Raw genomic sequence first — 23,398 nt, 5'->3', positions numbered from 1 at the left:
ATTTTTTGAATTTCAGGCACAACAAAGCCCTGCATCGAGGCAGTTCTGATTTATCTTGGCGAAAGCTGTATTAGGCTATGGGAATATCGCGGTATCGCTCGATTGGTGGTGCTTCGCGCTCTTTTCTGGAGATTATCGCTTGTTGCATTTTGGCTTTACTTGCCTTCAACTCACCAAACACAAGCTTTGCTACACGATCTACTTGCTCTTTGAGCACCGACAACAAACCAAGTGGCCGCATGGTTTCAATTAAAGACTTTACCGTCATATATGCCCATCCCAACTTTTTAGAAAGCTGAGAAATGCTTTGTTGGTAGGTATCTCGTTTATTACGTGTCGATAGTTTGCTGGCTTTGATTTTACTGCTGATCAACGCATGTAGCATCAGCATTTTGTGTTGATGTCGTGAATCATACCGGCTTTTTGAGTCGAATAAATGTAACTGAAGACCATAGAGGGGAAGTGTATCCGCTGCTTGTTGGCCATGAATGATTTGCGTGTAGCTTTGAAGTAGCCGGTAGCCTAGTTGGTGTTTTAAATTAAGCCTCAATGTACGGCTGTAGCCTTTTGTACATTCTTCAAGCAGCAGTGGCTGTTTTTCTTCATTTTCAGCGCTTAGAAGCTGGCTCAGCGCATTTTTTATCGCGTTGATTGAATAACAAAGGTGTTTTGCGATGGATGAAACGCTGGAGTTAAATTTTCCGTGTTTAGCATGATGATAGGCAATATGGCCTAAAACTAATGTCTGGGTATCAGATTTAGTTTCATGCAACACTTCTAGCGAGAAAAAGACTTGCTTCTTTTTACCTTGGTTGTCCAAGTTTTGCTTTGCACTTGGTGCAAATTTATTTTTTTGGTTGTGACTCAACTTATTTTCGACAGGAACGTCGTCAGCAAATTTTTAACTACCTACTAGACACAGGATTACCCTACGGCTAAGATAGCCATATAAACACTTTCGAATGTTTATGAAAGCCGCGTTGGAAACTTAAGTCGCCAAACTTAATCTGAGTTTCTTTATCGCGGTTTTTTGCTTTCTGGCGTTCGCTAAATCGCCTCCGTCATGCGCGACGAAGCTATAGGTTTTGTAGGAAATGGGTGTTTTTGTAGGAAACGGTAGTTCTAAAATACGCTGTAAGCGAGAAGGGATGGTGCCCAGAGGCGGAATCGAACCACCGACACGAGGATTTTCAATCCTCTGCTCTACCGACTGAGCTATCTGGGCAATATTCGGTTTTTATGCTGAATATCCAAAGAGGATTTTCAATGCAATTCCCAATGGCTCTACCGACTGAGCTATCTGGGCATTCTAAACTTTCGTTTAAAATAAATGGTGCCGACTATCCGAGTTGAACGGATGACCTACTGATTACAAGTCAGTTGCTCTACCAACTGAGCTAAGTCGGCACACTAAATTTGCGTGCGCTGTGCACTATAATCACTTTAAAAGAGATTATCAAACAATGGTGCCCAGAGGCGGAATCGAACCACCGACACGAGGATTTTCAATCCTCTGCTCTACCGACTGAGCTATCTGGGCAATATTCGGTTTTTGTGCTGAATATCCAAAGAGGATTTTCAATGCAACTCCAAATGGCTCTACTAACTGAGCTATCTGGGCAATATTCGGTTTTTGTGCTGAACATCCAAAGAGGATTTTCAATGCAACTCCCAATGGCTCTACCGACTGAGCTATCTGGGCTAAGTTCCTGACTGCAATTTGCTGCCAAGGATAATAAATGGTGCCGACTATCCGAGTTGAACGGATGACCTACTGATTACAAGTCAGTTGCTCTACCAACTGAGCTAAGTCGGCACACTAAATTTGTGTGCGCTGTGCACTATAATCACTTTAAAAGAGATTATCAAATAATGGTGCCCAGAGGCGGAATCGAACCACCGACACGAGGATTTTCAATCCTCTGCTCTACCGACTGAGCTATCTGGGCAATATTCTGTTTTTGTGCTGAACATCCGAAGAGGATTTTCAATGCAACTCCCAATGGCTCTACTAACTGAGCTATCTGGGCAATATTCTGTTTTTGTGCTGAACATCCGAAAAGGATTTTCAATGCAACTCCCAATGGCTCTACTAACTGAGCTATCTGGGCATAACAAAAAGCTAGAAGCTTGATGTTTAAATAAATGGTGCCGACTATCCGAGTTGAACGGATGACCTACTGATTACAAGTCAGTTGCTCTACCAACTGAGCTAAGTCGGCACACTAAATTTGTGTGCTTTGCACAATACTGATGTTCTCACTATTAGAGATAACACCAATATATTAAATAATGGTGCCCAGAGGCGGAATCGAACCACCGACACGAGGATTTTCAATCCTCTGCTCTACCGACTGAGCTATCTGGGCAATATTTAGTTTTATGCAGAATATCCACAAGGATTTTCAATGCAACTCCTAACAGCTCTACAACTGAGCTATCTGGGCACTAACTTTTAAACGCACTTTTAAGCAACAAATCTAGTTGTCGCTGTCTGGGCGTGCGGCGTATTAAACGGGTTTTGCCCTCTCAAGTCAACTTTTTTTTAAGGATTCTGACTGTTTGAACAGTTTTCAATCAAGATTGCTATTTTTCGTACTTTTACGGTTACTTATGCAGCAAAAACTCCTATTCTGATAGTTTCCTCCAACGATTATTGCTTTGCTAAAGTAAAAACGTGGTGAATTTTTCTTCGTTGATGGTAGGATTATGTTAATCAATCAAGTAACTACTTCTTACTGCTGTAAAATTGTTGGATAAAAGCCATGTCGAGTAAATCTACATCTCCTGTAAAAGGGCTATTACCGTTATTCATTATAACGAATCTTGTTATTACACTTCTCGCAGTTGTAGCTTACTCTTTTTACCCAACAAAGGATTCTAAAACTCAAGTTACACACCCAAGCCTAAATGCTGCGCAAGTAGTCGAACAATTATCACCACCATTAGTAAGCGCACTCACAATGCCAGGCCAAGATAAGGTCAAAGAAGTACTGGATCTTAGCCTTTTACTCAATGCTGGGTTTGATTACTACTTGTATAGGTACGAAGTGAATGGTGATGTGTCTTTGGTATTTGCAAACAATAAAGAAGAACTCATCGCTGTAACGAAAGTAAATCAGCAATTAGAACAAGCCAGCATAATTCACAAAGTGCTTGAATTTAACGACCAACCCGTTGGCGAGTTAATCGTAAAGCAGCATTCACAAGAACAGCCAATTGTTGAATCAGCTGTAATGTCATATGTATTAGCTGCTGTTGCTCTGATTGCACTTATTTTTCTGTCTGTATTATTAAATGTGTATATTAATAAACGTTTTATGAAAAGTAGTGAACTACTTAGCGATGAACTATTAGCTATTACAGAAAACCAAAATTACCACACTCATGTTACTGAAACTCTTGACTTTGGTTTAGATATTGTAGCTAAAAACATTAACCATTTACTTAGTAAAGTTCAGTCTGCAATTACTGAAAATAAAGCAGCACAACAAGACCTACAAAAACTACAAAGTAGCCTTGAAACTGAAGTACAAAACAGAACACTGGCACTTGAACAAGCAACATTAAAAGCAGAGCAAGCCAACGAAACTAAAACAACCTTCTTAGCAACAATGAGTCACGAAATAAGAACACCAATGAATGGGGTGATTGGGACTATTGATTTGCTGCGCCAAACAGAGCTCGATGGTGCACAACATAGACTCAGTACAATAATTCGTGATTCTGCCTTTTCATTGCTTGGCATTTTAGACGACATTCTCGACTTCTCTAAAATCGAAGCAGGAAAACTCAATATCGATAACATTCCTTTTTCGGTCTCAGATACTATCGAAGAAGTTGCCCGTGTGCTGTCTTCTGTCGCTAAAAAGCGTAACTTAGATCTAGAACTTGCCATAGCACCCGATATTCCGACTAACTTAATTGGCGATACAGTGCGCGTACGCCAAGTGCTTTATAACCTATGTAGTAATGCGATTAAATTTACAACCACAGACGATAACCGAAAAGGTCATGTAAAAATATCTGTCGAAGTCGCGCAAAACACAACCGATCATTACACCTTGCGTTTTAGCGTTTCCGACAACGGTAAAGGCATGACCCAGGCACAGCTTCGCGAAATATTTAACCCATTTATTCAAGCCGAAAGCTCTATTACACGCGAGTATGGAGGCACAGGTCTTGGGCTTTCGATCTGTAAGAGCCTTACCGAGTTGATGCTAGGTACGATTACTGTAAACAGTGATTTGGGGATCGGTAGTGAATTTATCGTTGAGCTGCCGTTTAGCACGCAAGGAAAAGTTAACTTTGCTCACAAACAGGTGATGAAAAACCAGCGAGTGGTTGTTGTAACCCAGCACGAAGGCAGACACAGCTTATTAACTCGTTATCTTTCATTTATGGGCGCAACGACAATCATTGCCAATAGCAATGAAAAAATAGAAGCTGAGCAAGATAAAAAAGACATAATTTGGATTCTCGATGGCATCGAAAGCATGGAGGATATTAACTACATACTGCGCCGTTTGCTTTACACCTTAGAAGACAACCATCAACAAGTGATTGTATTAAGTAAGCTAGATGAAGCCGCTGTTAATCATAAAAATATTTTTTATTTAAATGCAGCACCACTATGTAAGTCTAACTTTATGGTGTCGTTATTAGTTGCTGCTGGCCTTCATCAGCCAAAACAAATTTCCTCTGCAAAAACACTCAATAACTATTTGAGCGTGGATCAAGCCCGTGAAGAAAATAAATTAATTCTTTTGGTTGAAGACAATGTTCTTAATCAGCAAGTGCTGACAGATCAATTACATTTATTAGGTTATGGTGTCGAGTTAGCCGAAAACGGTGAGCAAGGATTAGAGATGTGGCGTGAAAACCACTACTCGATCATTTTGACCGACTTACACATGCCAAAAATGTCAGGCTATGACATGGTTGAAAAAATTCGCAGCGAAGCCTCTTTGCTTCCTGACATCAATGCCCAACCCTACATTGTTGCTATTACCGCTAATGCACTCAAAGGGGAGAAAGAGCGATGTTTAAGTATTGGCATGAACGACTATATTACAAAACCTGTCGAACTCAACGTACTTGAGGCAACATTGCTAAAGTGGTCGCATAAAGTCGACCCTGAGCGAACACCTCTTGAAATAAAACAACCTGCCATGCCAATTGATATGAACATGCTTGGTAAATACATAAATAACGATGAAGCTAAAAAACTGCGTTTCTTTAAAATGTACCTTGAACAAAGTAATCAACTAACTAAAGAGGTAAATGCAGGGGTGATCGATCATGATTTAGAAACCATCATTTCGGCATGCCACCAATTAAAATCGATTTCCAAAACAATTGGAGCAGTGAAAATTGCCGAACTGGCATCAGCATTTGAACAACGCTGTAAAGAAGAAGAGCTAACAAGTGACGATCTAATTGAGCTGCGCGACGAGTTCGAAATCGAGTACTCTAAAGTAGCACAGTTCTTAAAAGAACAAATCAAAAAAGCCGAACAAGAAAGTGAAAATTAAAAAGGGCCAATCGGCCCTTTTTAATTTCTGTGCTTATTTTTCAGGTGGACGATAACCTTCAATTTCAACGTCTTTACCTTCAAATAAAAAACCAACCATCTGCTCTTCTAAAAAAGTGCGATGTTCTGGGTCCATCATGTTTAGATGCTTTTCGTTGATCAGCATCGTTTGTTTGTGTTGCCATTGGCCCCACGCCTCTTTACTGATGTTGTTGAAAATCTTTTCACCAAGCTCACCTGGATATAGTTGGAAGCCTAAGCCTTCAGCTTCTTTTTGTAACTTTTGACAAAATACTGTACGTGCCATAATTGCTCTCTACTCTTATTGCGTGATGTTATTGTAATCTATTGTGCGTAATTGTTTAACCAGCTTTTTCGTAGGGGCTGCAAGGCCGACTTCAATAGACTCATCAAGCGGATACCAAACCAATTGACGCTCATTAATGAGATCTGGAATGCTTGGCAATGTTAAAACATGCGGATTAATGGTCAGCTCAAAATGCGAAAACACATGAGTAAACACTTCAAGTTCCTGTGTATTAGCCGTTAAACCATGCTGGACTAAAAATGTTTCTAGCTCGCTTAACTCACTAAACTCGAAAAAGCCAAATAAGCCTCCCCAAATTCCTGAATTAGGCCGTTTTTCCATAAGAACTTTATCACCACAAGCTAAAATAAGCTGATGACATGACTTTTTCGGTACCGCCTTTTTAGGCTTTGAATGCGGAAACTCTTTAACCTTACCCTCATTAAAAGCACTACATTTGCTATTTAAAGGACAAGGCTCACAGTCAAACTTGCTGCGTGAACACAGACTTGCCCCTAAATCCATCATTGCTTGATTAAACTCAGTAACGGACTCTTTAGGCGTTAATTGTGATGATAGTGACCACAGTTGGTTTTCAACTTTTTTAACCCCATACCAGCCTTCGATCATAAAAAAGCGCGCGAGTACACGTTTAACGTTACCGTCCAAAATTGGGTGATGCTGACCAAGCGATAACGATAAGATAGCCCCCGCAGTTGAACGACCGATGCCAGGCAAATCCATCACTTCTTCAAGCGTGGTTGGAAACTCACCTTGGTATTTATCACAGACTATTTTTGCCGTTTTATGTAAGTTACGTGCGCGAGCGTAGTAACCAAGGCCCGTCCAGTGATGCAGCACTTGATCTTCATCGGCATCGGCCAGCGCAATAATATCAGGAAAACTCTGCATGAACTTTTCAAAATACGGAATGACAGTGACGACCTGAGTTTGCTGAAGCATAACCTCAGAGATCCACACTTTATAAGGGGTTTTATTTAACTGCCATGGAAGAGTTTTACGGCCGTGAAGGTGATACCAGTCAACGACTTGGCTCGCGAACCAAGTTGACTCCTTATTGCTTAAATTCAAAATAACATCTTTACTTGCTGAAGCTCATTGCGGCTCAGTCTATTGCAGTTAGTTAGGCCAAGCAAGCTAAAAGCTTGTACTCAAGGCGCAGGTCAGGGATAATACGCAACCTTTTTCTATAGTCAGTGTTTTTATCAGGCCAAATTATATGAATGACTCAAGTAACCCAAACCTCGAGCAAGCAAAGCAAGAGGGTAAATATATCCGCACAATTCGTAGTTTCGTTAAGCGCGAAGGTCGCCTAACAAAAGGCCAAGCAGCCGCCATCGAAAAGTGTTGGCCAACAATGGGCCTTGAGCACAAAAATGGCATGCTCGACTTTAAAGATGTATTTGGTAACGATAACGACGTCGTACTAGAAATCGGCTTTGGTATGGGTAAGTCACTGGTTGAAATGGCTAAAAACGCTCCAGAGCTTAACTTCATAGGTATTGAAGTACACCGTCCAGGTGTTGGCGCTTGTTTAATGGATGCCGACGAAGCCGGAGTTACTAACTTACGCGTATTCGAGCACGATGCAGTTGAAGTATTAGCCGATTGTATTGCTGATGAAAGCTTAGCTAAGTTGCAGTTATTCTTCCCTGATCCGTGGCACAAAAAACGTCACCACAAGCGTCGTATCGTACAGGCTGAATTTGCACAAAAATTACGTAGCAAATTAAAAATTGGTGGTGTTTTTCACATGGCTACTGACTGGGAAAACTATGCCGAGCACATGCTTGAAGTAATGCAGGTCGCTGAAGGTTACAAAAACCAATCAAACACGAATGATTATGTTCCTCGTCCAGATTCTCGTCCGTTGACGAAGTTTGAGCAACGCGGGCACCGTTTAGGCCACGGCGTATGGGATCTAATGTTTGAGCGCACTAAGTAATAATAAGGTAAAAGCAGCATGAGTAAGTTAACCAACCCAAGTTTATTATTGCTTCGAAATGAAGACGAGCTTGTTGGAAAGTCCATTTTAGTGGTTAACTTTGAGCAAGATGGCTTTTTACGCGAGCTTACAGCGCTAAACCCTGACGCAAAAATTACCGCGTTCAGTTATAACCACGCTAACGCTATGTATGCCAACAAAATTGCCGGTGTACATGCTGTGGTTGATCACACCATTCCCAATGGTAACTATGATTTAGTTATCTACTACTATCCAAAAGCGAAGCCTGAAGCACTAATGTGCCTTGATAACATTCGTGCTGTATGTCACCAAGATGCCCAGTTGTTTGTGGTAGGTGAAAATAAAAGCGGCGTTAAATCAGCAGAAAAGCAATTAAAAGACTACTCTGGCTTTAGTAACAAAATCGACAGTGCCAAACACTGCATTTTGTATCTATTTTCTGAGCTTACGCTAAACAATAGCTTTGATATCAGCCGTTATCACAAACAATTCCAAGTCAAAACAAACGATCTAGAATTTACAGCTATTAGTGTGCCTGGGGTATTTAACCACGGTGCGCTTGATGTTGGTACGGCGGTACTTCTTAATAATGCACCTCGTATTAACAAGGGTAAAGTGCTCGACTTCGCGTGTGGTGCAGGTGTTATTGCTACTTACTTAGGACTCAAGCAGCCTGAACTTGAATTTGTGTGTAGCGATGTAAGTGCGCTGGCAACTTATGCCACTGAGCAAACGCTTGCGCTAAATAACCTCAAAGGTGAAGCTTTATTGAGTGATGGCCTTGAAAATATTAGGGGCAAATTTGATTTAATCATCAGCAACCCGCCATTCCACACAGGTATCGCCACAGATTACAGTATTGCTGAAGCGTTTTTAGCTAATGCTAAACACCACCTAACCAAGCAAGGTTCATTAACGATTGTTGCTAATAGCTTTTTAAAATACCCGCCCATCCTCGAGGCGCAGTTTGCTAGTTTCAACACAGATTTTAAGAATACCAAATTTGCCGTTTACTCTGCTAAATAGCAAAAACGCCTAATAGCCTATTCCGTGACTAAATATTTTTCCTAATATTTAGTTACTTTCTATTGTCTTTGCTAGACTAAACAGTTACTAATAATATAAAAAAGCTTGGCTTAATAAGGCATATGTCAATATTCAAAAGACAAACAAGTATTCGCAAAGCATTGACTAATGCTGTTATGTTAGTCACAGCATTATGCTTGTCATTGTCGATCTCAATTTCGACTTATCTTGATGTCAAAGAACAAAAAAGCCTTATTATTGATAAAATAACGATCCTCTCGAAGATTGTCTCTTATAATGCCCAAGTGACTGTGCTATTCGACGATAATGACACAGAAACTGAACGCTTAAAGTCATTTGAATCTGTGCCATTAATCAAAAATATTCATATTTACTCTATTGATGAGTTATCTAACGAGCCCGTCTTCTTTAGTAGCTTTAATGCCAGCAAAACGCCGCCAGTGCCCATTAAAGTCGGCAGCATAAATGAACTATTAGAGCCTCATATAAAAGATAAGGTCATTGAGCTCATTACCCCCATCGTTTACGAAGGCAACACCATAGGCTACGTGTATGTGCGAGGTGGATTAGACAGATTAAACCAATACATCAACAGAAAAATCATTATTGATATTTTTCTGATACTTTTTGTCTTAGTGTTGGTGTATTTTGTCGCGCGTCAAATTCAAAGGCGTATTGCAAACCCAATTGATGAGCTCAGTGTGTTGTTGCAAGATGTGTCAAAAAACCATAATTACGAAACACGGGCGAAAAAGACAAATATCGATGAAATAAACCAACTTGCTGCTAGTTTGAATATCATGCTTGCTCGCACACAAAAGCAAATTGAACGTCATGAAAAAGATAAGCAAGAAATAAAACAGCTCAACCAAAGTCTTGAAGAAAAAGTTAACCAACGAACAATAGCCCTACGCGAGGCAAATCAAGAGCTTCTTAATACCCTTGAAAGGATGCACCAGTATCAAAACCAAATTGTTGAAAATGAAAAAATGGCTTCGCTTGGGCAAATGGTTGCGGGTGTTGCCCATGAAGTAAATACCCCTATTGGACTGGGTATAACTGGTTCCACCCTATTACGCGATAAGCTTGCAGAAATTTGTACAGAGTTTGAGCAAAAAACCTTAACCTCGACTCACTTAAAGCGTTTTATTGACGATGGCATTGAAAACCTCGATCTCATTTATCGAAACCTTAATCGAGCAGCCGAGCTCGTTTCAAGTTTTAAAAAGGTCGCTGTGAATCAAGATAGTGAAAGCACCTCACAAGTTAATCTTAATAACTTATTAAGTGATGTGGTACTTTCCATGCGTTCAGAAATACAATACCGCAACCCTAAAATCACAATAAACTGTGATAAAGAACTTAATATTGAAACCAAATCAGGGCCCTTACAGCAAGTTTTACAGCAACTCCTAAGTAACTCGGTGATCCACGCATTTAATGATGATAAAGACAACGAAATCACCTTCAACGTACAAAATAATGAATCAAACTTCACTATTCATTATTTTGATAATGGCATCGGTGTTGAGAAGTCCGTAAAAAAACGTATTTTCGATCCATTTGTTACCACCAAACGTGGTGAAGGTGGCAGTGGTTTGGGCATGCATTTAGTTTACAACTTGGTCACTCAAGCGCTTGGTGGCAGTATTGTGTATGACGAGTTAGCGCAAGATGGGGCACACTTCATCATCACCTTACCAAAGAAAGAAGGTGACATACGATGAGAAGTATTGTTTTTATATTGCTGATGCTTTCATCGTGGTCGATTTTTGCTAAATCCCCTGATCAAGTTAAATCTGCTTTTTTGTTTCAGATTGCAAAGTTTGTCGAGTTTACCCACGATGATATAACCCGCCCTATTTCATTTTGTTTTTATGACTTAGAGTACGGACCAGGTGCGTTCCTAAAAGATAGAAATGAACTGCAAATTAACAAAAAACCAATCAAGGTTATTTTAGTGAAAAAAAGTCAGCAAATTTCTGAACTTTCTCAGGTTTGTGATATCACATACGTTGATGAAACATTAGAAAATGATATACTTCCACTTTGGACCGATACAATTTCATTGGATACTTTAACCATAGGTGAAAGTATCAGTTTTTTAGAAAACGGCGGTATAGCCTCTCTGGTTCAAGAAGGAAATAAAATCCGACTGTATATCAATAAGCAGCACGTATTGCAGCAAAACTTTAAAGTGCAATCTCGATTGTTAGCTATGGCTAAGTTTTATCCAAATTGATTTTACTTGTTAACAATTGGATCTAATCCTATAATCTCTAGTATTCGGTTTTGCTTGGTAATACCGAATTTTTGTAAATAAAATTTCCGAAAAGGTTAATATACAATGCAAACGCCAGTCATTCTGATCGTAGAGGATGAAGACGTAACTCGACTAAACCTCGTTAGTTTATTTGAAGCTGAAGGTTACAAAGTTATTGAAGCCATTGATGGCGATGATATGCATGACAAGCTTACAAATAATGATGATGTGAACCTTGTAGTTATGGACATCAATCTGCCAGGTAAAAACGGGCTAATTCTAGCACGTGAGCTACGCCAAAAACGCAACGTTGGTCTAATTTTCTTAACAGGTCGTGACAACGACGTTGACCGCATCTTAGGTCTTGAGATTGGTGCTGATGATTACATCACAAAACCATTCAACCCACGCGAATTAACAATTCGTGCGCGTAACCTTATTACACGTACAGCGCTTGGTGGTGAAGAAACTAACCTTGAAACAAATGGTGTGATTACATTTAACGGTTGGGAACTTGATGAAAACAGCCGTTGTTTAACATCGCCAAGTGGTGATGCTAAACGTTTACCTAAAGGTGAATACCGTGCACTGCGTCTAATGCTTGACTCTCCTGGTCGTATCTTCAGCCGTGAGCAACTTATTAAGCACATGACAGGTCGTGAGCTGCGTGCTAATGACCGTACTGTAGACGTTACTATTCGTCGTATCAGAAAACACTTTGAAAGCGATAACAGCACATCTGAGCTGATTAGCACCATCCATGGTGAAGGCTATCGCTTCATTGGTAAAATCGACAGCTAATTAGAATTAGCTTTCTAACTGTTGTAAAAATGATTGGAGGGCGTCACGCCCTTCATTTATTTTAACTGCTAAAACATCCAGCCACTGTTGTAACTCTTCACTACTTTGTTCAAGCGCGCCGTGTTCCATCTTCTTCGCGTGTAACTGCACATCATTTAAGCCCACAGAGCCAGCCGCACCTTTTAGTTTATGCGCAACAGACTTATATTCTTCTCTATCATCTGATGCCAAAGCATCTGCAAGCTCTGTTTGATACTGCGGGTTCAACTTATTGAATAACTCACAGCTACGATTAAAGATAACTAAGCCCATTGAACCAACAAAGTCCTCAATCGTTTCTATATCGAGTAATTCAACACGAATACCCGATAAGTCTTTTTTAGTCACGGTTTTGATTGGCTCAGGCTGACAGTTTTGTTGCTGCTTGATATCAAATAGCTCACCGAGCATTTTATCAAGTTTCGTGGTATTAATCGGCTTAGCAAGTGCTCCTTGAATGTTAATACCAGCAAGCTCTTCTTCAGCACTACGAACGTTTGCGGTCAACGCGACTATAGGTAGGCTATCAAAATGTTCATCATCACGAATTTGGCGAGCTACTTCATCGCCATTAATATCAGGTAACTGCATATCAAGTAACACGAGATCTAAATCATCTTCGGTATAAACGAACGACAATGCATCTTCACCGGTTTCCGCCCAAATAACCTCATGCCCTCGTTGCTCAAGTAAGTTCGTGGCAATTTCAGCATTGAGAGGAACATCCTCAACCAATAAAATATTTAAACTACGCACGGCATAGCTTTTCTCTGTCGGTGCAATACAAAGCTTAAGCGGTATTTCCACCACAAATACACTTCCTTCGCCCTCTGTACTGCTCACGTGGATTTCGCCTTTCATTGCAGTTACAAGTGCTTTTGTTACCGCTAGACCAATACCAGAGCCAATTGCATTGGTACCATTCACATCTGGTGCTTTATAATACATATCAAAAATACGGTGTAGTTGCTCTCGTGGGATCCCTTGCCCAGTATCAGTGACTCGCATAACAAGCCACGGACCATCAGGGCGGTTTTCACGGCGGCACTCAAGCTCAACATGACCTTGCTGAGTAAACTTCACCGCATTATTAATTAAATTCCAAACAACCTGGCGTAAGCGAGTTGGGTCGAGCGACGCATAAACATCCAGCGTGCCTTTACGTTTAATATTAAACTCAAGCCCTTTTTGCTCAGCAATAAGGCCTGCAAAATTCACTACATCGTTGATAAAGTCAGCGACATTCACAGAGTCCGTGACAATATCTAATTGCTCACGATCAATTTTGTCTAAGTCAATAATGTCATTAAAGATATTGCCAAGCGTTTCGGCACTAGAAAAAACAGTATTACACCAGCTACGCTGCTGCTTATCGAGCTCAGTATCGAGTAACATACGGGTTAAACCAACGATACCGTTCAAGGGAGTTCTTAGCTCATGACTTAAGGTGGCAATAAATTTCCCTTTATCTTTATATGCCGCTTCAAGTGCTTGAGCAGCCTCTTTACGGCTAGTAATATCACGGCCGAAAGCGAGCAAACCAATGTACTCACCCTTTTCATTGATAAACGGTAACTTACGCATCTCAAACCACCGTTTTTCACCATCAACAGGGTATTCAACATCTAAGGTAAGTGCTTGGTGAGTTTGTGCTACCTTTTTATCTGTACACAATACTTCAGGAAGGTAATCACTAGGGTAGATTTCTTCAACGCTCTTCCCTATTAACTCTTCACTACTTTTACCCATCACTTGTTCAAACATTTTATTACAGCCTGCAAAAACACCATTGTTGTCGCGGTAATAAAATAAATCGGGTGAGGAGTCGACGATTGAGCGCAGTAACATCCCTTGCTGTGCCAGCTCTTGCTGTGTTTTTTTACGCTCTGCGATTTCACGCCTTAGCTCTTCAATTGCTCTGTGCTTTGCATGAAAAGCCATTTTACGTTCATCAATCTCTTCATTTAAACGACTGATATTGTCTTTTAGCGTTTGGTTTAACAGCTTTTCTTGCTTAGTTGCACTATCTAAATAACTGTAAGAGGCTTCTAACTGACGAATTGAGTTTAATAATACAGAAATTAAAAGTGGCGATACGACAGCGGTAAAAAACATCACCGCAAGAACATCAACCAAGGTAACAGTGCCCACTGCCACGTAATAAAACATACATGACAAAATTAATGACATGACTAACAATAAGGCATAACAAACTGCGGCAGTTTTAAACTCACCATATTTAGAGATCAAGCTTGAGAGTGTGCGAGCCCACGGACTCAAAGACGAATCAATCATAGATAAAGCTTAGGCACATAATTGAAAAAAAACAGCATAGTTAATTTTACCACTATTCCTTTAGAAATATTCATATTGTGCGATAAACACAGAATTTTTTCATCAACGCCGATTTTTTATATTTTTTCATGTAAACTACCGCGCTTTAATAACTGCAAAGAAATGAGTATAACCATGCAAACCACAATGCCTGACATTGCTGATACAGCACCTGCTTTACAAACTGGTAAATTAGACTGGGTTGGCATGGGTGAAATTGAGCTCCCTTTTATTTTTGAATCTCACAATATTGCCCCTGTAAATGTGATTGCCAAGGCACGTGCTTTTGTAAACTTATACAAAGAAGATGCCAAAGGCATCCATATGTCGCGATTATTTTTGGCGCTTGATACCTTATCGACTGAGCAACACGTTAACCCGCAGACATTAGCACAAGCACTCGATGCTTTTATTACTAGCCATGATGATTTGAGCGACCGAGCACAAATTGAGTTTAAGTTTGAACTGCCGCTGCGTCGTAAATCACTGTTAAGTGGCAAAGTTGGCTGGAAAAACTACCCTATTCATCTTATAGCAAAAATAAACCAAGGCACCTTAAGCTTTGAATTAATGGTTGATGTTACTTACTCATCAACTTGCCCATGCTCAGCGGCACTTGCTCGTCAGTTAATTCAAAATGCCTTTGCTGAAAAATTTACTGACAGTCAACTTGATAAACAAGCTGTCCATGAGTGGCTTGGCAGCACAGAGGGAATAGTAGCAACACCACACTCACAACGTTCGATTGCCAATGTAAAAGTGAAGCTTGATAGCAAGATTGAGAGCTTTGATGTTGTTGGTTTAATAGATGCCATTGAAAGCGAACTGAAAACACCAGTACAAGCGGCGGTAAAACGTGAAGATGAGCAAGAATTTGCTCGCTTAAATGGTCAAAACCTGATGTTTTGTGAAGACGCTGCCCGTAAAATTAAAGCCCTGCTTGAGGCACAAAGCTACGCTGATTATTGGTTGCAAATCAATCACTATGAATCTTTGCATGCGCATGACGCCGTTGCCATTGCGGTAAAAGGTGTTGCCAACGGATATACCGCTTAATTCAGTAACTACTCACAACTTAGGCACATAAATTGCTAATACAATTCAGTGTCAATTTGTTGTTGTGGAGTTACCAGATGGAATTCGCTTTATTATCAATTTTAGTTTTAGTCGTAGGGGCTTCTGTTGTTGCGTCAAAGTATACAGATGATGGCGGAAACCCATACCCTTTCACTCGTAAACAAAGTGTATTTACACAAGTAGAGAGTGCGTTTTTACACCTTCTTGAACGTGCAGTTGGCGATCAATATAAGATTGTAAGTCGTGTTAAACTCATCGACTTAATTGACTGCAAACAAGGGCTTTCGCCGAAAGCTAAACGTGCTGCAATTACTAAAGCCAAAAACAAGCAATTAGACTATGTCTTAATTGATAAAGATAAGCTCACCATTGTTGCCGCAGTTGATCTTGTTAATAACACCAACAAGGATGGACACAAAGCGCAGCGTGATTGGTTTGTAAGTGGTGCGCTTGAAGCAGCAGGTATTCCACATATCCGCATGAAAGTAAAAGCGGGTTACCAACCTAAAGAAGTACGTGATGCGATTATGTTTAAACTTGGTAAACCTAGCGCAGCGCCACTAAGGCCCACTCGCAACCGCGTAACAAAACCAGCCGTGTTGTCGCCTTCTCAGGCAAAAGCTCACTCAACAGCATTGGCAGAAATATAGCGTGTCATAATTTTGGCAAAAGCAGACTTTAAGTCTGCTTTTTTGTTTTTACACTTGCTGAATTCTCGTAACTACTCAAGGTTGGGTATATAATCACCCTATTCAATCTAAGGAAACAAATATTATGCATGTTGGTATCATTGGCGCGATGGAGCCTGAAGTAAAAATTTTACGCGAAACCATGGTTAACCCAAGTGTCATGACAAAAGCTGGATTCACATTTTATACAGGTGAGTTAGCAGGCCATACTGTTACACTTGTACAATCAGGCATTGGTAAGGTTGCTTCTGCAGTTGCTACTACGCTTTTAATTGACAACTTCACTCCAGATTGTGTGATTAACACAGGTTCAGCTGGCGGCTTTGAGGCTTCTCTTAGCGTGGGTGATGTTGTTATTTCATCTGAAGTTCGTCACCACGATGTTGATGTAACAGCCTTTGGTTACGAAATTGGCCAAGTACCACAAATGCCAGCAGGTTTTGCTGCACATCCTAAATTAATTGAAGCTGCTGAACAAAGCGTAAGCCAAATCAGCGATGTAAAAACCATGATTGGTCTAATCTGTACAGGCGATTCATTTATGTGTGATCCGGTGCGAATCGATAAAGCACGTGCAGACTTCCCAACCATGCTTGCAGTTGAAATGGAAGGCGCAGCAATTGCTCAAGCCTGTTACTCACTAGACACTCCTTTTGTGGTTATCCGCTCTATGTCTGATATTGCTGGTAAAGAGTCTCCACAATCATTTGAAGAGTACATCGAAACTGCCTCTATTAACTCATCTAAAATGGTTGTTGCTCTACTAGAGAAACTAACGTCGGTGAGTTTATAAGGTGATTGCAAGTTTTGTTCAAACCCATTTGGACATTATTGTATTTTTTATAGCGCTCCTTGCTGAGCGCTTTTTCCCTTTAGTAAGCTGGTATCACCCCAATACATTGCTGAGTGTTATTTTTTCTTCACTTGGCGATCGCCTTTACGATCAACATAACCCAAGAAGCTATCAGTATTTATCGTCAATACTTGCATTTACGCTTACAACTTTGCTGATTGTCGTACTGGTCATGTTGTTTTTGGAGTTTGCCTTTTATCCTGAGCTGCTCAACGGGCTAATTCTTTACTTATTACTCAATAGCCGCGGACAAGAAAAGAAGTCACTTCGAATTGCGCGCTTAGTTAAAAAAAATCAGAAAGCGGCTGCCAGAGAATTACTCTCAGGTTTAGTTGCACGAGATGTATCTCGTCTATCAGCTCCTGGGATTTGTAAGGCATGCATGGAGTCTTTACTCCTACAAAGCGCACGGCAGTATTTTGCCGTGATCTTTTTTTACTTAGTCGGCGGCGCAATAATATGCCTGACTTACCGTTTATTAACCCTTATTCACCAAGCATGGCGTGAAAAACAATTACCTGACAGCCCTTTTTTACTACCCATTGCTAAACTGTTATTTGTACTTGAGTGGATACCTATTCGACTCCTAGCCATTACACTTGCAGCAACAAATGCGAGTAAACAAAGCCTGCATTACATTAAACATTATGGACGCCATTTTTACCAAACCAATACTGGCTGGCTACTCAGCGTAAGTGCGGCATCACTGGGTGTGCAACTAGGGGGGCCCGCTTTATACAAAGGTGTGCGCTTTAACAAAATGCGTGTAGGTACGGAGCGATTACCCAGTGCAGATGACATTCCAATTCTTATAAGCCGACTAAATCAGGCTAAAGCATTTTGGCTACTATTTATCATCTGTATTGAGATAATCACATTTCTAGCTTTTGCTTAACAAATACAAAAAAAACCAGCCGAGGCTGGTTTTTATAATACGCCCTATTAACGCTTAAGCGACGGTGATTTTAGCAAACTTACGTTTACCTACTTGGTAAATTTCAGTACTGCCTTTAGCAACTTCAAGCTTAGTATCTGTTACTTTTTCTTCACCATTAATTTTTACAGCACCTTGTTTGATCATACGCATAGCCTCAGACGTACTTGCAACAAGATTAGCTTCTTTTAATAAATTAGTGATAAATACAGTGTCTTCAGCAATTGTTACTGTTACTTCTGGGATCTCATCTGGTAATGCATTTTTTTGAAAACGCTTAATAAAATCTTGATGAGCACCTTCTGCCGCTTCTTCACTGTGGAAACGAGCAATCATTTCTTTTGCTAATTCAATCTTAATGTCGCGCGGGTTTGCACCGTCAGCAACACGCTGTTTAAGAGCTGCAATTTCTTCGATTGATAATGCGCTTAATAAGTCATAGTAGCGCCACATTAGCTCATCGCTAATAGACATCACTTTACCAAACATATCGTTTGGCTCATCGGTAATACCAATGTAGTTACCTAATGACTTAGACATTTTCTGAACGCCGTCAGTACCTTCAAGCAGTGGCATCATTAGCACTGTTTGTGGTTTTTGACCTTCATCTTTTTGTAGCTCTCGGCCCATGAGTAGGTTGAAACGTTGATCTGTACCGCCAAGCTCAACATCTGCTTCTAATGCAACTGAATCCCACCCTTGTACCAGTGGGTATAAAAATTCGTGGATAGCAATTGATTGACCACCGGCATAACGCTTTTTGAAGTCATCACGTTCTAGCATGCGTGCTACTGTTTGACGCGCAGCCAGTTTGATCATACCTGCTGCACCTAAGTTTTCCATCCAAGTAGAATTAAATGCAACCGTTGTTTTTGCAGGATCTAGAATCTTAAATACTTGCTCTTTATATGTTTCTGCATTAGCAAGTACATCTTCACGAGTTAACGGCTTACGCGTCACATTTTTACCCGTTGGGTCGCCGATCATGCCAGTAAAGTCACCAATAAGGAAAATAACCTCATGACCTAAGTCTTGAAAGGTTTTCATTTTATTAATTAAAACCGTATGACCTAAATGCAGATCAGGCGCCGTTGGATCGAAACCCGCTTTAATTTTAAGCTTTTTACCAGACTTTAGTTTTTCAACTAATTCGTCTTCAATTAATATCTCTTCTGCACCGCGTTTTATCTCAGCTAGAGCGGTTTGTAAATCCACTGTGTATTACTCCAAAAATTCAGCTTACCGGGCGTGGTGGCCTATCAGGGTTAAAAATAGAGCTAAAAATGATTAAATTTAGCAAGTTAGCTCCAGAAAAGCTGCACCAAGAGCAAGCCAACTTAAGTATTTTAAGCATCAGCCTAGTGGAGCAGCGCGCGTGATTGTTCTTTATACCGCGTTATTGCATTTTTATGAAGGTACTTTAGTTAACTAATGCATATTTAGCTTAACATCAGACATATGCTGCAAATTTAACCAAAAAAGATTAACACGCTGAGCAATTCTAGCGTAAAATAGCGCTAGTTTAAATCTACAAAACACTGGTATTTGCTCTATTTTAGGTATATCCTGCAATATTAGTAATTAATTTTCTTGACAGCAGAAAAAGGCACGTTATGGTTCACGTAGTGCATAAACTCCCCAAAAAACACAAACTGCTTATTCTCGGTTTGGTTTCTGCTATTATCGGCTTAGCATTATTACCGTCAGAAAAAGCCACCGCTTCAAAGGATAACAGTGCCGACGCACTTGAAATTGGCAAACGCTACGAATTACAAGTTAAAGTTGATGATAACGAAAAACTAACTGAACTAAATTCAGAGCAAGCAGCTGCTAAATTACCAGAATACGACCTTGTCGATCATCAAGTACGTAACGGCGATAATCTAGCACTTATTTTCAAACGCGCGGGCTTTTCAGCGCAAACATTACATAAACTAATCAACACAAATGCCGAAACGCGTAAATTAACCAAAATTCACCCTGGTGAAATTTTGAGTTTTGCTACAGCTGAAGACGGTTCTCTTGCACAGCTTCGTTATGTAATTTCAAAAACCGATACTCTGTACGTTACTTTAAATGATGAAGGTAACTACGACACGGCAATCGATAGTAAAGAAATCGAAACCTTAAGTAAGTCGGCCGGTGGCGAAATCAGCAATAGCTTTTGGACCTCAGGTATCGCCGCTGGGTTAAGTGAACGCCAAATAATGAATTTTGCTGACATCTTTGGTTGGGATGTTGACTTTGCTAACGACATTCGTAAAGGCGACCAGTTTGGTCTTATTTACGAAGCGCATTATGTTGATGGCGAGTACATAGGCGACGGCAAAATAATTGCCGCTGAATTTATCAACCAAGGCGAACGCTATTCTGCAATTCGTCATACTGATGGAAACTTCTACACACCCGAAGGCCGCAGTATGAAAAAAGCATTCTTACGTGCCCCTGTTAACTTTAAATATATCAGCTCAAGCTTTAATCCGCGTCGCTTACATCCAGTAACGAAGACTGTTAAGCCGCATAATGGTATTGACTACGCTGCTCGTACGGGGACACCGGTGGTTTCTGCTGGTAATGGTAAAGTAGTTAAAGCTGGCTACAGTAAGTATAACGGTAACTATGTATTTATTAGCCATGGCACTCAATACGTGACTAAATACTTACACTTGAACAAAAAGCTTGTTAAAACAGGTCAAAAAGTAAAACAAGGTCAAAAGATTGGTACCGTTGGTGCAACAGGTCGTGTTACAGGCCCTCATTTACATTATGAATTTTTAGTAAATGGCGTTCACCGCAATCCTAAAACAGTTAAACTGCCTAAGTCAGAGCCACTACCACGCGATGAGTTAGCTAAGTTTAAACCAATTGCCGACAACTTCTTAGCGCAGCTTGAACGCAATCGCGAGCTACAACTGGCACTTAATAAGTAATCGCTAAAGTTGAATAATTGAAAACCCCAGTAACTTAATTACTGGGGTTTTGCTTTATAACCACACTGTTTCTATGAACTAACACATAGCGCGAGTTAGATTACATCTTGCTTTTTACTTTGTTAGTAGCCTGACTTAAAGCAGGGTTATCTGGCCAGAAATGTTTGGGATAACGACCTTTCATCTCTTTCTGTACTTCTTTATAACTAGTTTGCCAGAAATTTTCTAAATCTTGAGTGAGTTGTAGTGGCCGCCTTGCTGGCGACAATAGCTCCATTAGTAGGGGTAACTTGCCCTGTGCAAGCAGGGGTGTGCTAGTCATGCCATAAACTTCTTGCATGCGTACACTCAGCTTTGCAGGTCCATCCAGCTGGTAAGTAATTCTCACATTTGAGCCACTGGGGACGGTTAAACGCAGCGGCAACAACTCATTAAGTAAACTCTGCTGGTGCCAATCAAAACAATTTTTTAAAGCTTCACTGTAATTAAGCTTTTTTAATTGCTCTACGTTTTTTATCTCATCAAGGAAAGGTGCAAGCCACTGATTATTAGTCGTCAATTCGTCACGACTAATAACTGGAAATGACTGCGGCAATAATTTGCTCGCTAAGCTCATTCTAATTAGTAATTGCTCACTTTCACTTTGCTCATTAAATAGTGAAAAACCTTTTTTATTGAACAAATTTAGCCATGCTTTAGTGCGCTCGGCTTTATCAAGAGGCTGTTTACTTGGCTGGCTTGCTACTGTAATCGCCCCTAGCTTTAGTTCCTCTTGATGAATAAAACGTCCAGATTTTTCATCGTATTCACAGCGAGTTTGCTCTGAAAATAAATGCCCTAACTGATCTTCAAGTTCATCTGGTAAAAATGCGACTGCCGCAAATATTCGACTTCCTTTGTGGCCGCCCATACTGGCAATAGCAAGATAGTCATCGTTATGCCAAAACTCATCACTTAAGTCGGCCCCCGCGCCATTGGCGAGCAAGTAGCCGTTGCCACGCTTTTTCGCTAAGCGATCTGGGAATGCAAAAGCCACCAGCAAAGCAAGGTGCTGCATATTTAACTCGCGCACTGCCTTCAAATTTAAACGTGATAGCCAATAGTTTAATTGTTGCTTAAACAGTGGATGAGGCTTTGTATGCATGCTGTGAAGTGCAAGCTTAAGATCAGCCGGTATACTCACACGACTCTCAAGTAGCGCCACTAAGTATGCAGCGAGTTCATAAATTCTCGGCATACTTGCTTGAAGTTGCTTAGCCTTAATAAGCATATGTGATAAACGAATATCCGCCCCAAAACTAAGCATTTGGCTACCAAGTTTTGTTAGTTTTTCATTTTCATCAAGCGCTTCAAGCATTTTTAAAAGTGCTGTAGCGTGTTTAATTTGCTGTGGGCTTGGTGCATCAAGAAGGTTTAGTTCAGTAATAGCTGCGCCCCACTGCTTAGTTTCAAGCAGTAGTTGGCTAATATCACTTGTTAGAATTTCTGGGGCGTCATGGCTGTTACGACGTTCAAACGTTTGTTTACTACCTAGGCGATATACCACACCAGCTTCTAAACGCCCTGCACGGCCCGCGCGTTGTACCGCAGAGGAACGAGAGATGCTTTGGGTTACAAGTTCAGTTACGCCAGTTTTTAAGTTGAAGCTGGCTGCACGGCGCTTACCGCTATCGACAACAATACGGATCCCTTCAATCGTTAAGCTGGTTTCGGCTACATTTGTTGTCAGCACGACTTTTCGCTTACCTTGTTGTGCAGGAGCTATGGCTGCTTGTTGCTCTCCTTTGCTTTGTTCACCAAATAAAGTAAACACTTCGCAATCATCAGCAAGATCGTTCAATGCCTGTTTTACACGTAGAATTTCTCGCTGACCGGGTAAAAACACCAAAGCACTACCAGTTTGCTCATTGAGTGCTTGCTTAATAACCGCAGGAATATCCTCTAACCATCGGCTTTCATCTATAAGTGGAACATAAATTTCATCAATTGGGTAACTTCGCCCTTCAGATGATATTATTGGGCAATCAAAAAACTCACTGTACCGCTCACCGTCTAAGGTGGCCGACATGAGTAAGATTTTTAAATCGTCTCTAAGGGCCGCTTGCGTTTCAAGCGCAAAAGCGAGGGCTGTGTCTGCGGCAATCGAGCGCTCATGAAATTCATCAAAAATAAGTAAATCGACACCGCTTAACTCAGGGTCATTTTGTAGCATCCGTGTGAGCATCCCTTCTGTCACAATTTCCAGCTTGGTTGCATTACTAATTTTTGATTCACCCCTAATGCGCAAACCAACACTTTCGCCAACGGCCTCATTTTGTAAAGACGCCAAGTATTGAGCAATGTTACGTGCAGCCAAACGCCTGGGTTCAAGCATAACAATCCGCTTGAAGTGGCCTGCTTGCATCAGCGTTAATGGCAGCCATGTTGATTTACCTGCCCCTGGTGGCGCTTGCAGCAAAGCCATAGGGTTATTTTGTATCGTCGTTAACAATGATTGGTAAATATCTTGTACGGGCAGCACGTTTCTTTCTCTTACTTTATTTTTAGCTATTGTAACAAAAAACAGCCGACGACAATGACTCTCCCTTGCAAGAAAAAATTACA

The 23,398-nt window shown here is 40.7% G+C and carries 17 protein-coding genes and 7 tRNA genes; 11 read left to right on the top strand and 13 right to left on the bottom strand.

All coding sequences use genetic code 11. The features are described from left to right. Positions 1-70: 70 nt before the first annotated feature. From L3Q70_RS04385 to L3Q70_RS04350, 8 genes are all read right to left on the bottom strand, one after another. Positions 71-868 (bottom strand): helix-turn-helix domain-containing protein, encoded by a 798-nt coding sequence (locus tag L3Q70_RS04385; protein ID WP_237114906.1) that lies wholly within the window; start codon positions 866-868, stop codon positions 71-73. A 281-nt stretch (positions 869-1,149) separates the two neighbouring features. Beyond that, a tRNA-Phe gene (locus tag L3Q70_RS04380) sits at positions 1,150-1,225 on the bottom strand. A gap of 106 nt (positions 1,226-1,331) precedes the next feature. Next, positions 1,332-1,407 (bottom strand) — tRNA-Thr (locus tag L3Q70_RS04375). A gap of 57 nt (positions 1,408-1,464) precedes the next feature. Further along, a tRNA-Phe gene (locus tag L3Q70_RS04370) sits at positions 1,465-1,540 on the bottom strand. Positions 1,541-1,740: 200 nt separating this feature from the next. Continuing rightward, a tRNA-Thr gene (locus tag L3Q70_RS04365) sits at positions 1,741-1,816 on the bottom strand. Positions 1,817-1,873: 57 nt separating this feature from the next. Further along, a tRNA-Phe gene (locus L3Q70_RS04360) sits at positions 1,874-1,949 on the bottom strand. A 197-nt stretch (positions 1,950-2,146) separates the two neighbouring features. Then, a tRNA-Thr gene (locus L3Q70_RS04355) sits at positions 2,147-2,222 on the bottom strand. 71 nt (positions 2,223-2,293) lie between these two features. After that, positions 2,294-2,369, bottom strand: a tRNA-Phe gene (locus tag L3Q70_RS04350). Between the two features lie 396 nt (positions 2,370-2,765). Here L3Q70_RS04350 and L3Q70_RS04345 point away from each other — a divergent pair. Next, complete coding sequence (locus L3Q70_RS04345; protein WP_237114905.1) at positions 2,766-5,534, top strand: ATP-binding protein; 2,769 nt, start codon at positions 2,766-2,768, stop codon at positions 5,532-5,534. A 33-nt stretch (positions 5,535-5,567) separates the two neighbouring features. Here the strand turns inward: L3Q70_RS04345 and L3Q70_RS04340 are convergent, their stop codons facing one another. Together L3Q70_RS04340 and mutY are read right to left on the bottom strand one after the other, a co-directional pair. Continuing rightward, positions 5,568-5,840, bottom strand: coding sequence for an oxidative damage protection protein (locus L3Q70_RS04340; protein ID WP_062570343.1), 273 nt, complete (start codon positions 5,838-5,840; stop codon positions 5,568-5,570). 15 nt (positions 5,841-5,855) lie between these two features. Beyond that, positions 5,856-6,935, bottom strand: coding sequence for an A/G-specific adenine glycosylase (gene mutY, locus L3Q70_RS04335; RefSeq protein ID WP_237115239.1), 1,080 nt, complete (start codon positions 6,933-6,935; stop codon positions 5,856-5,858). Positions 6,936-7,080: 145 nt separating this feature from the next. On the opposite strand from mutY, the gene trmB reads away from it, so the two are divergent. The 5 genes from trmB to arcA all read left to right on the top strand — a co-directional run bounded on the left by trmB (position 7,081) and on the right by arcA (position 11,938). Further along, entirely contained in the window at positions 7,081-7,806 is a 726-nt protein-coding gene (trmB, locus tag L3Q70_RS04330; RefSeq protein ID WP_062570341.1) for a tRNA (guanosine(46)-N7)-methyltransferase TrmB, read from the top strand. Between the two features lie 18 nt (positions 7,807-7,824). Then, a complete protein-coding gene (locus L3Q70_RS04325; protein WP_237114904.1) occupies positions 7,825-8,853 on the top strand; it encodes a methyltransferase in 1,029 nt (342 codons plus the stop codon). A 122-nt stretch (positions 8,854-8,975) separates the two neighbouring features. Further along, positions 8,976-10,601 (top strand): ATP-binding protein, encoded by a 1,626-nt coding sequence (locus L3Q70_RS04320; RefSeq protein WP_062570339.1) that lies wholly within the window; start codon positions 8,976-8,978, stop codon positions 10,599-10,601. Then, the gene (locus L3Q70_RS04315; RefSeq protein ID WP_237114903.1) at positions 10,598-11,116 is read left to right on the top strand and encodes a YfiR family protein; all 519 of its coding nucleotides are present in this window, start codon (positions 10,598-10,600) and stop codon (positions 11,114-11,116) included. The genes L3Q70_RS04320 and L3Q70_RS04315 overlap by 4 nt, the downstream gene beginning before the upstream one ends. A gap of 105 nt (positions 11,117-11,221) precedes the next feature. After that, positions 11,222-11,938: a two-component system response regulator ArcA gene (arcA, locus tag L3Q70_RS04310; protein ID WP_062570337.1), complete on the top strand. Its 717-nt coding sequence runs from the start codon at positions 11,222-11,224 to the stop codon at positions 11,936-11,938. Positions 11,939-11,944: 6 nt separating this feature from the next. Here arcA and arcB read toward each other — a convergent pair whose 3' ends face one another. Further along, positions 11,945-14,272 (bottom strand): aerobic respiration two-component sensor histidine kinase ArcB, encoded by a 2,328-nt coding sequence (gene arcB / locus L3Q70_RS04305; RefSeq protein WP_193988451.1) that lies wholly within the window; start codon positions 14,270-14,272, stop codon positions 11,945-11,947. A gap of 174 nt (positions 14,273-14,446) precedes the next feature. Here arcB and folE2 point away from each other — a divergent pair, with 174 nt between their 5' ends. The 4 genes from folE2 (at position 14,447) to ampE (ending at position 17,825) form a co-directional block, all read left to right on the top strand. Continuing rightward, on the top strand, positions 14,447-15,367 hold the full coding sequence (gene folE2, locus L3Q70_RS04300; RefSeq protein ID WP_193988450.1) for a GTP cyclohydrolase FolE2: 921 nt from the start codon (positions 14,447-14,449) through the stop codon (positions 15,365-15,367). A 77-nt stretch (positions 15,368-15,444) separates the two neighbouring features. Further along, positions 15,445-16,038, top strand: coding sequence for a DUF2726 domain-containing protein (locus L3Q70_RS04295; protein WP_062570334.1), 594 nt, complete (start codon positions 15,445-15,447; stop codon positions 16,036-16,038). Positions 16,039-16,162: 124 nt separating this feature from the next. Then, positions 16,163-16,870 carry a 5'-methylthioadenosine/S-adenosylhomocysteine nucleosidase gene (gene mtnN, locus L3Q70_RS04290; protein WP_237114902.1) on the top strand — a complete coding sequence of 236 codons (708 nt, stop codon included), beginning with the start codon at positions 16,163-16,165 and terminating at the stop codon, positions 16,868-16,870. Position 16,871: 1 nt separating this feature from the next. Further along, entirely contained in the window at positions 16,872-17,825 is a 954-nt protein-coding gene (gene ampE / locus L3Q70_RS04285) for a regulatory signaling modulator protein AmpE (RefSeq protein WP_237114901.1), read from the top strand. Positions 17,826-17,879: 54 nt separating this feature from the next. On the opposite strand, the gene tyrS is transcribed toward ampE, so the two are convergent. After that, entirely contained in the window at positions 17,880-19,079 is a 1,200-nt protein-coding gene (tyrS, locus tag L3Q70_RS04280) for a tyrosine--tRNA ligase (protein ID WP_062570331.1), read from the bottom strand. A gap of 398 nt (positions 19,080-19,477) precedes the next feature. On the opposite strand from tyrS, the gene L3Q70_RS04275 reads away from it, so the two are divergent. After that, complete coding sequence (locus L3Q70_RS04275) at positions 19,478-20,794, top strand: peptidoglycan DD-metalloendopeptidase family protein (protein ID WP_062570330.1); 1,317 nt, start codon at positions 19,478-19,480, stop codon at positions 20,792-20,794. Positions 20,795-20,894: 100 nt separating this feature from the next. On the opposite strand, the gene hrpB is transcribed toward L3Q70_RS04275, so the two are convergent. Next, positions 20,895-23,315: an ATP-dependent helicase HrpB gene (gene hrpB, locus L3Q70_RS04270; RefSeq protein ID WP_237114900.1), complete on the bottom strand. Its 2,421-nt coding sequence runs from the start codon at positions 23,313-23,315 to the stop codon at positions 20,895-20,897. Between the last annotated feature and the right edge of the window lie 83 nt (positions 23,316-23,398).

The sequence above is a fragment of the Pseudoalteromonas sp. CF6-2 genome, from assembly GCF_021729425.1.
In the GTDB taxonomy this organism is placed as follows: Bacteria; Pseudomonadota; Gammaproteobacteria; order Enterobacterales; family Alteromonadaceae; genus Pseudoalteromonas; species Pseudoalteromonas arabiensis.
The sequence above is the reverse complement of the archived record's forward strand: the minus strand, read 5'-3'. Positions and strand labels throughout refer to the sequence as shown.

Excerpts from the sequence above, each read along its gene's own strand:
- L3Q70_RS04315 (WP_237114903.1), top strand. The coding sequence starts at position 10,598 with ATGAGAAGTATTGTTTTTATATTGCTGATGCTTTCATCGTGGTCGATT.
- arcB (WP_193988451.1), bottom strand. The coding sequence starts at position 14,272 with ATGATTGATTCGTCTTTGAGTCCGTGGGCTCGCACACTCTCAAGCTTG.
- L3Q70_RS04320 (WP_062570339.1), top strand. The coding sequence starts at position 8,976 with ATGTCAATATTCAAAAGACAAACAAGTATTCGCAAAGCATTGACTAAT.
- L3Q70_RS04345 (WP_237114905.1), top strand. The coding sequence starts at position 2,766 with ATGTCGAGTAAATCTACATCTCCTGTAAAAGGGCTATTACCGTTATTC.
- mtnN (WP_237114902.1), top strand. The coding sequence starts at position 16,163 with ATGCATGTTGGTATCATTGGCGCGATGGAGCCTGAAGTAAAAATTTTA.
- L3Q70_RS04325 (WP_237114904.1), top strand. The coding sequence starts at position 7,825 with ATGAGTAAGTTAACCAACCCAAGTTTATTATTGCTTCGAAATGAAGAC.
- folE2 (WP_193988450.1), top strand. The coding sequence starts at position 14,447 with ATGCAAACCACAATGCCTGACATTGCTGATACAGCACCTGCTTTACAA.
- L3Q70_RS04340 (WP_062570343.1), bottom strand. The coding sequence starts at position 5,840 with ATGGCACGTACAGTATTTTGTCAAAAGTTACAAAAAGAAGCTGAAGGC.
- L3Q70_RS04275 (WP_062570330.1), top strand. The coding sequence starts at position 19,478 with ATGGTTCACGTAGTGCATAAACTCCCCAAAAAACACAAACTGCTTATT.
- trmB (WP_062570341.1), top strand. The coding sequence starts at position 7,081 with ATGAATGACTCAAGTAACCCAAACCTCGAGCAAGCAAAGCAAGAGGGT.
- L3Q70_RS04295 (WP_062570334.1), top strand. The coding sequence starts at position 15,445 with ATGGAATTCGCTTTATTATCAATTTTAGTTTTAGTCGTAGGGGCTTCT.
- arcA (WP_062570337.1), top strand. The coding sequence starts at position 11,222 with ATGCAAACGCCAGTCATTCTGATCGTAGAGGATGAAGACGTAACTCGA.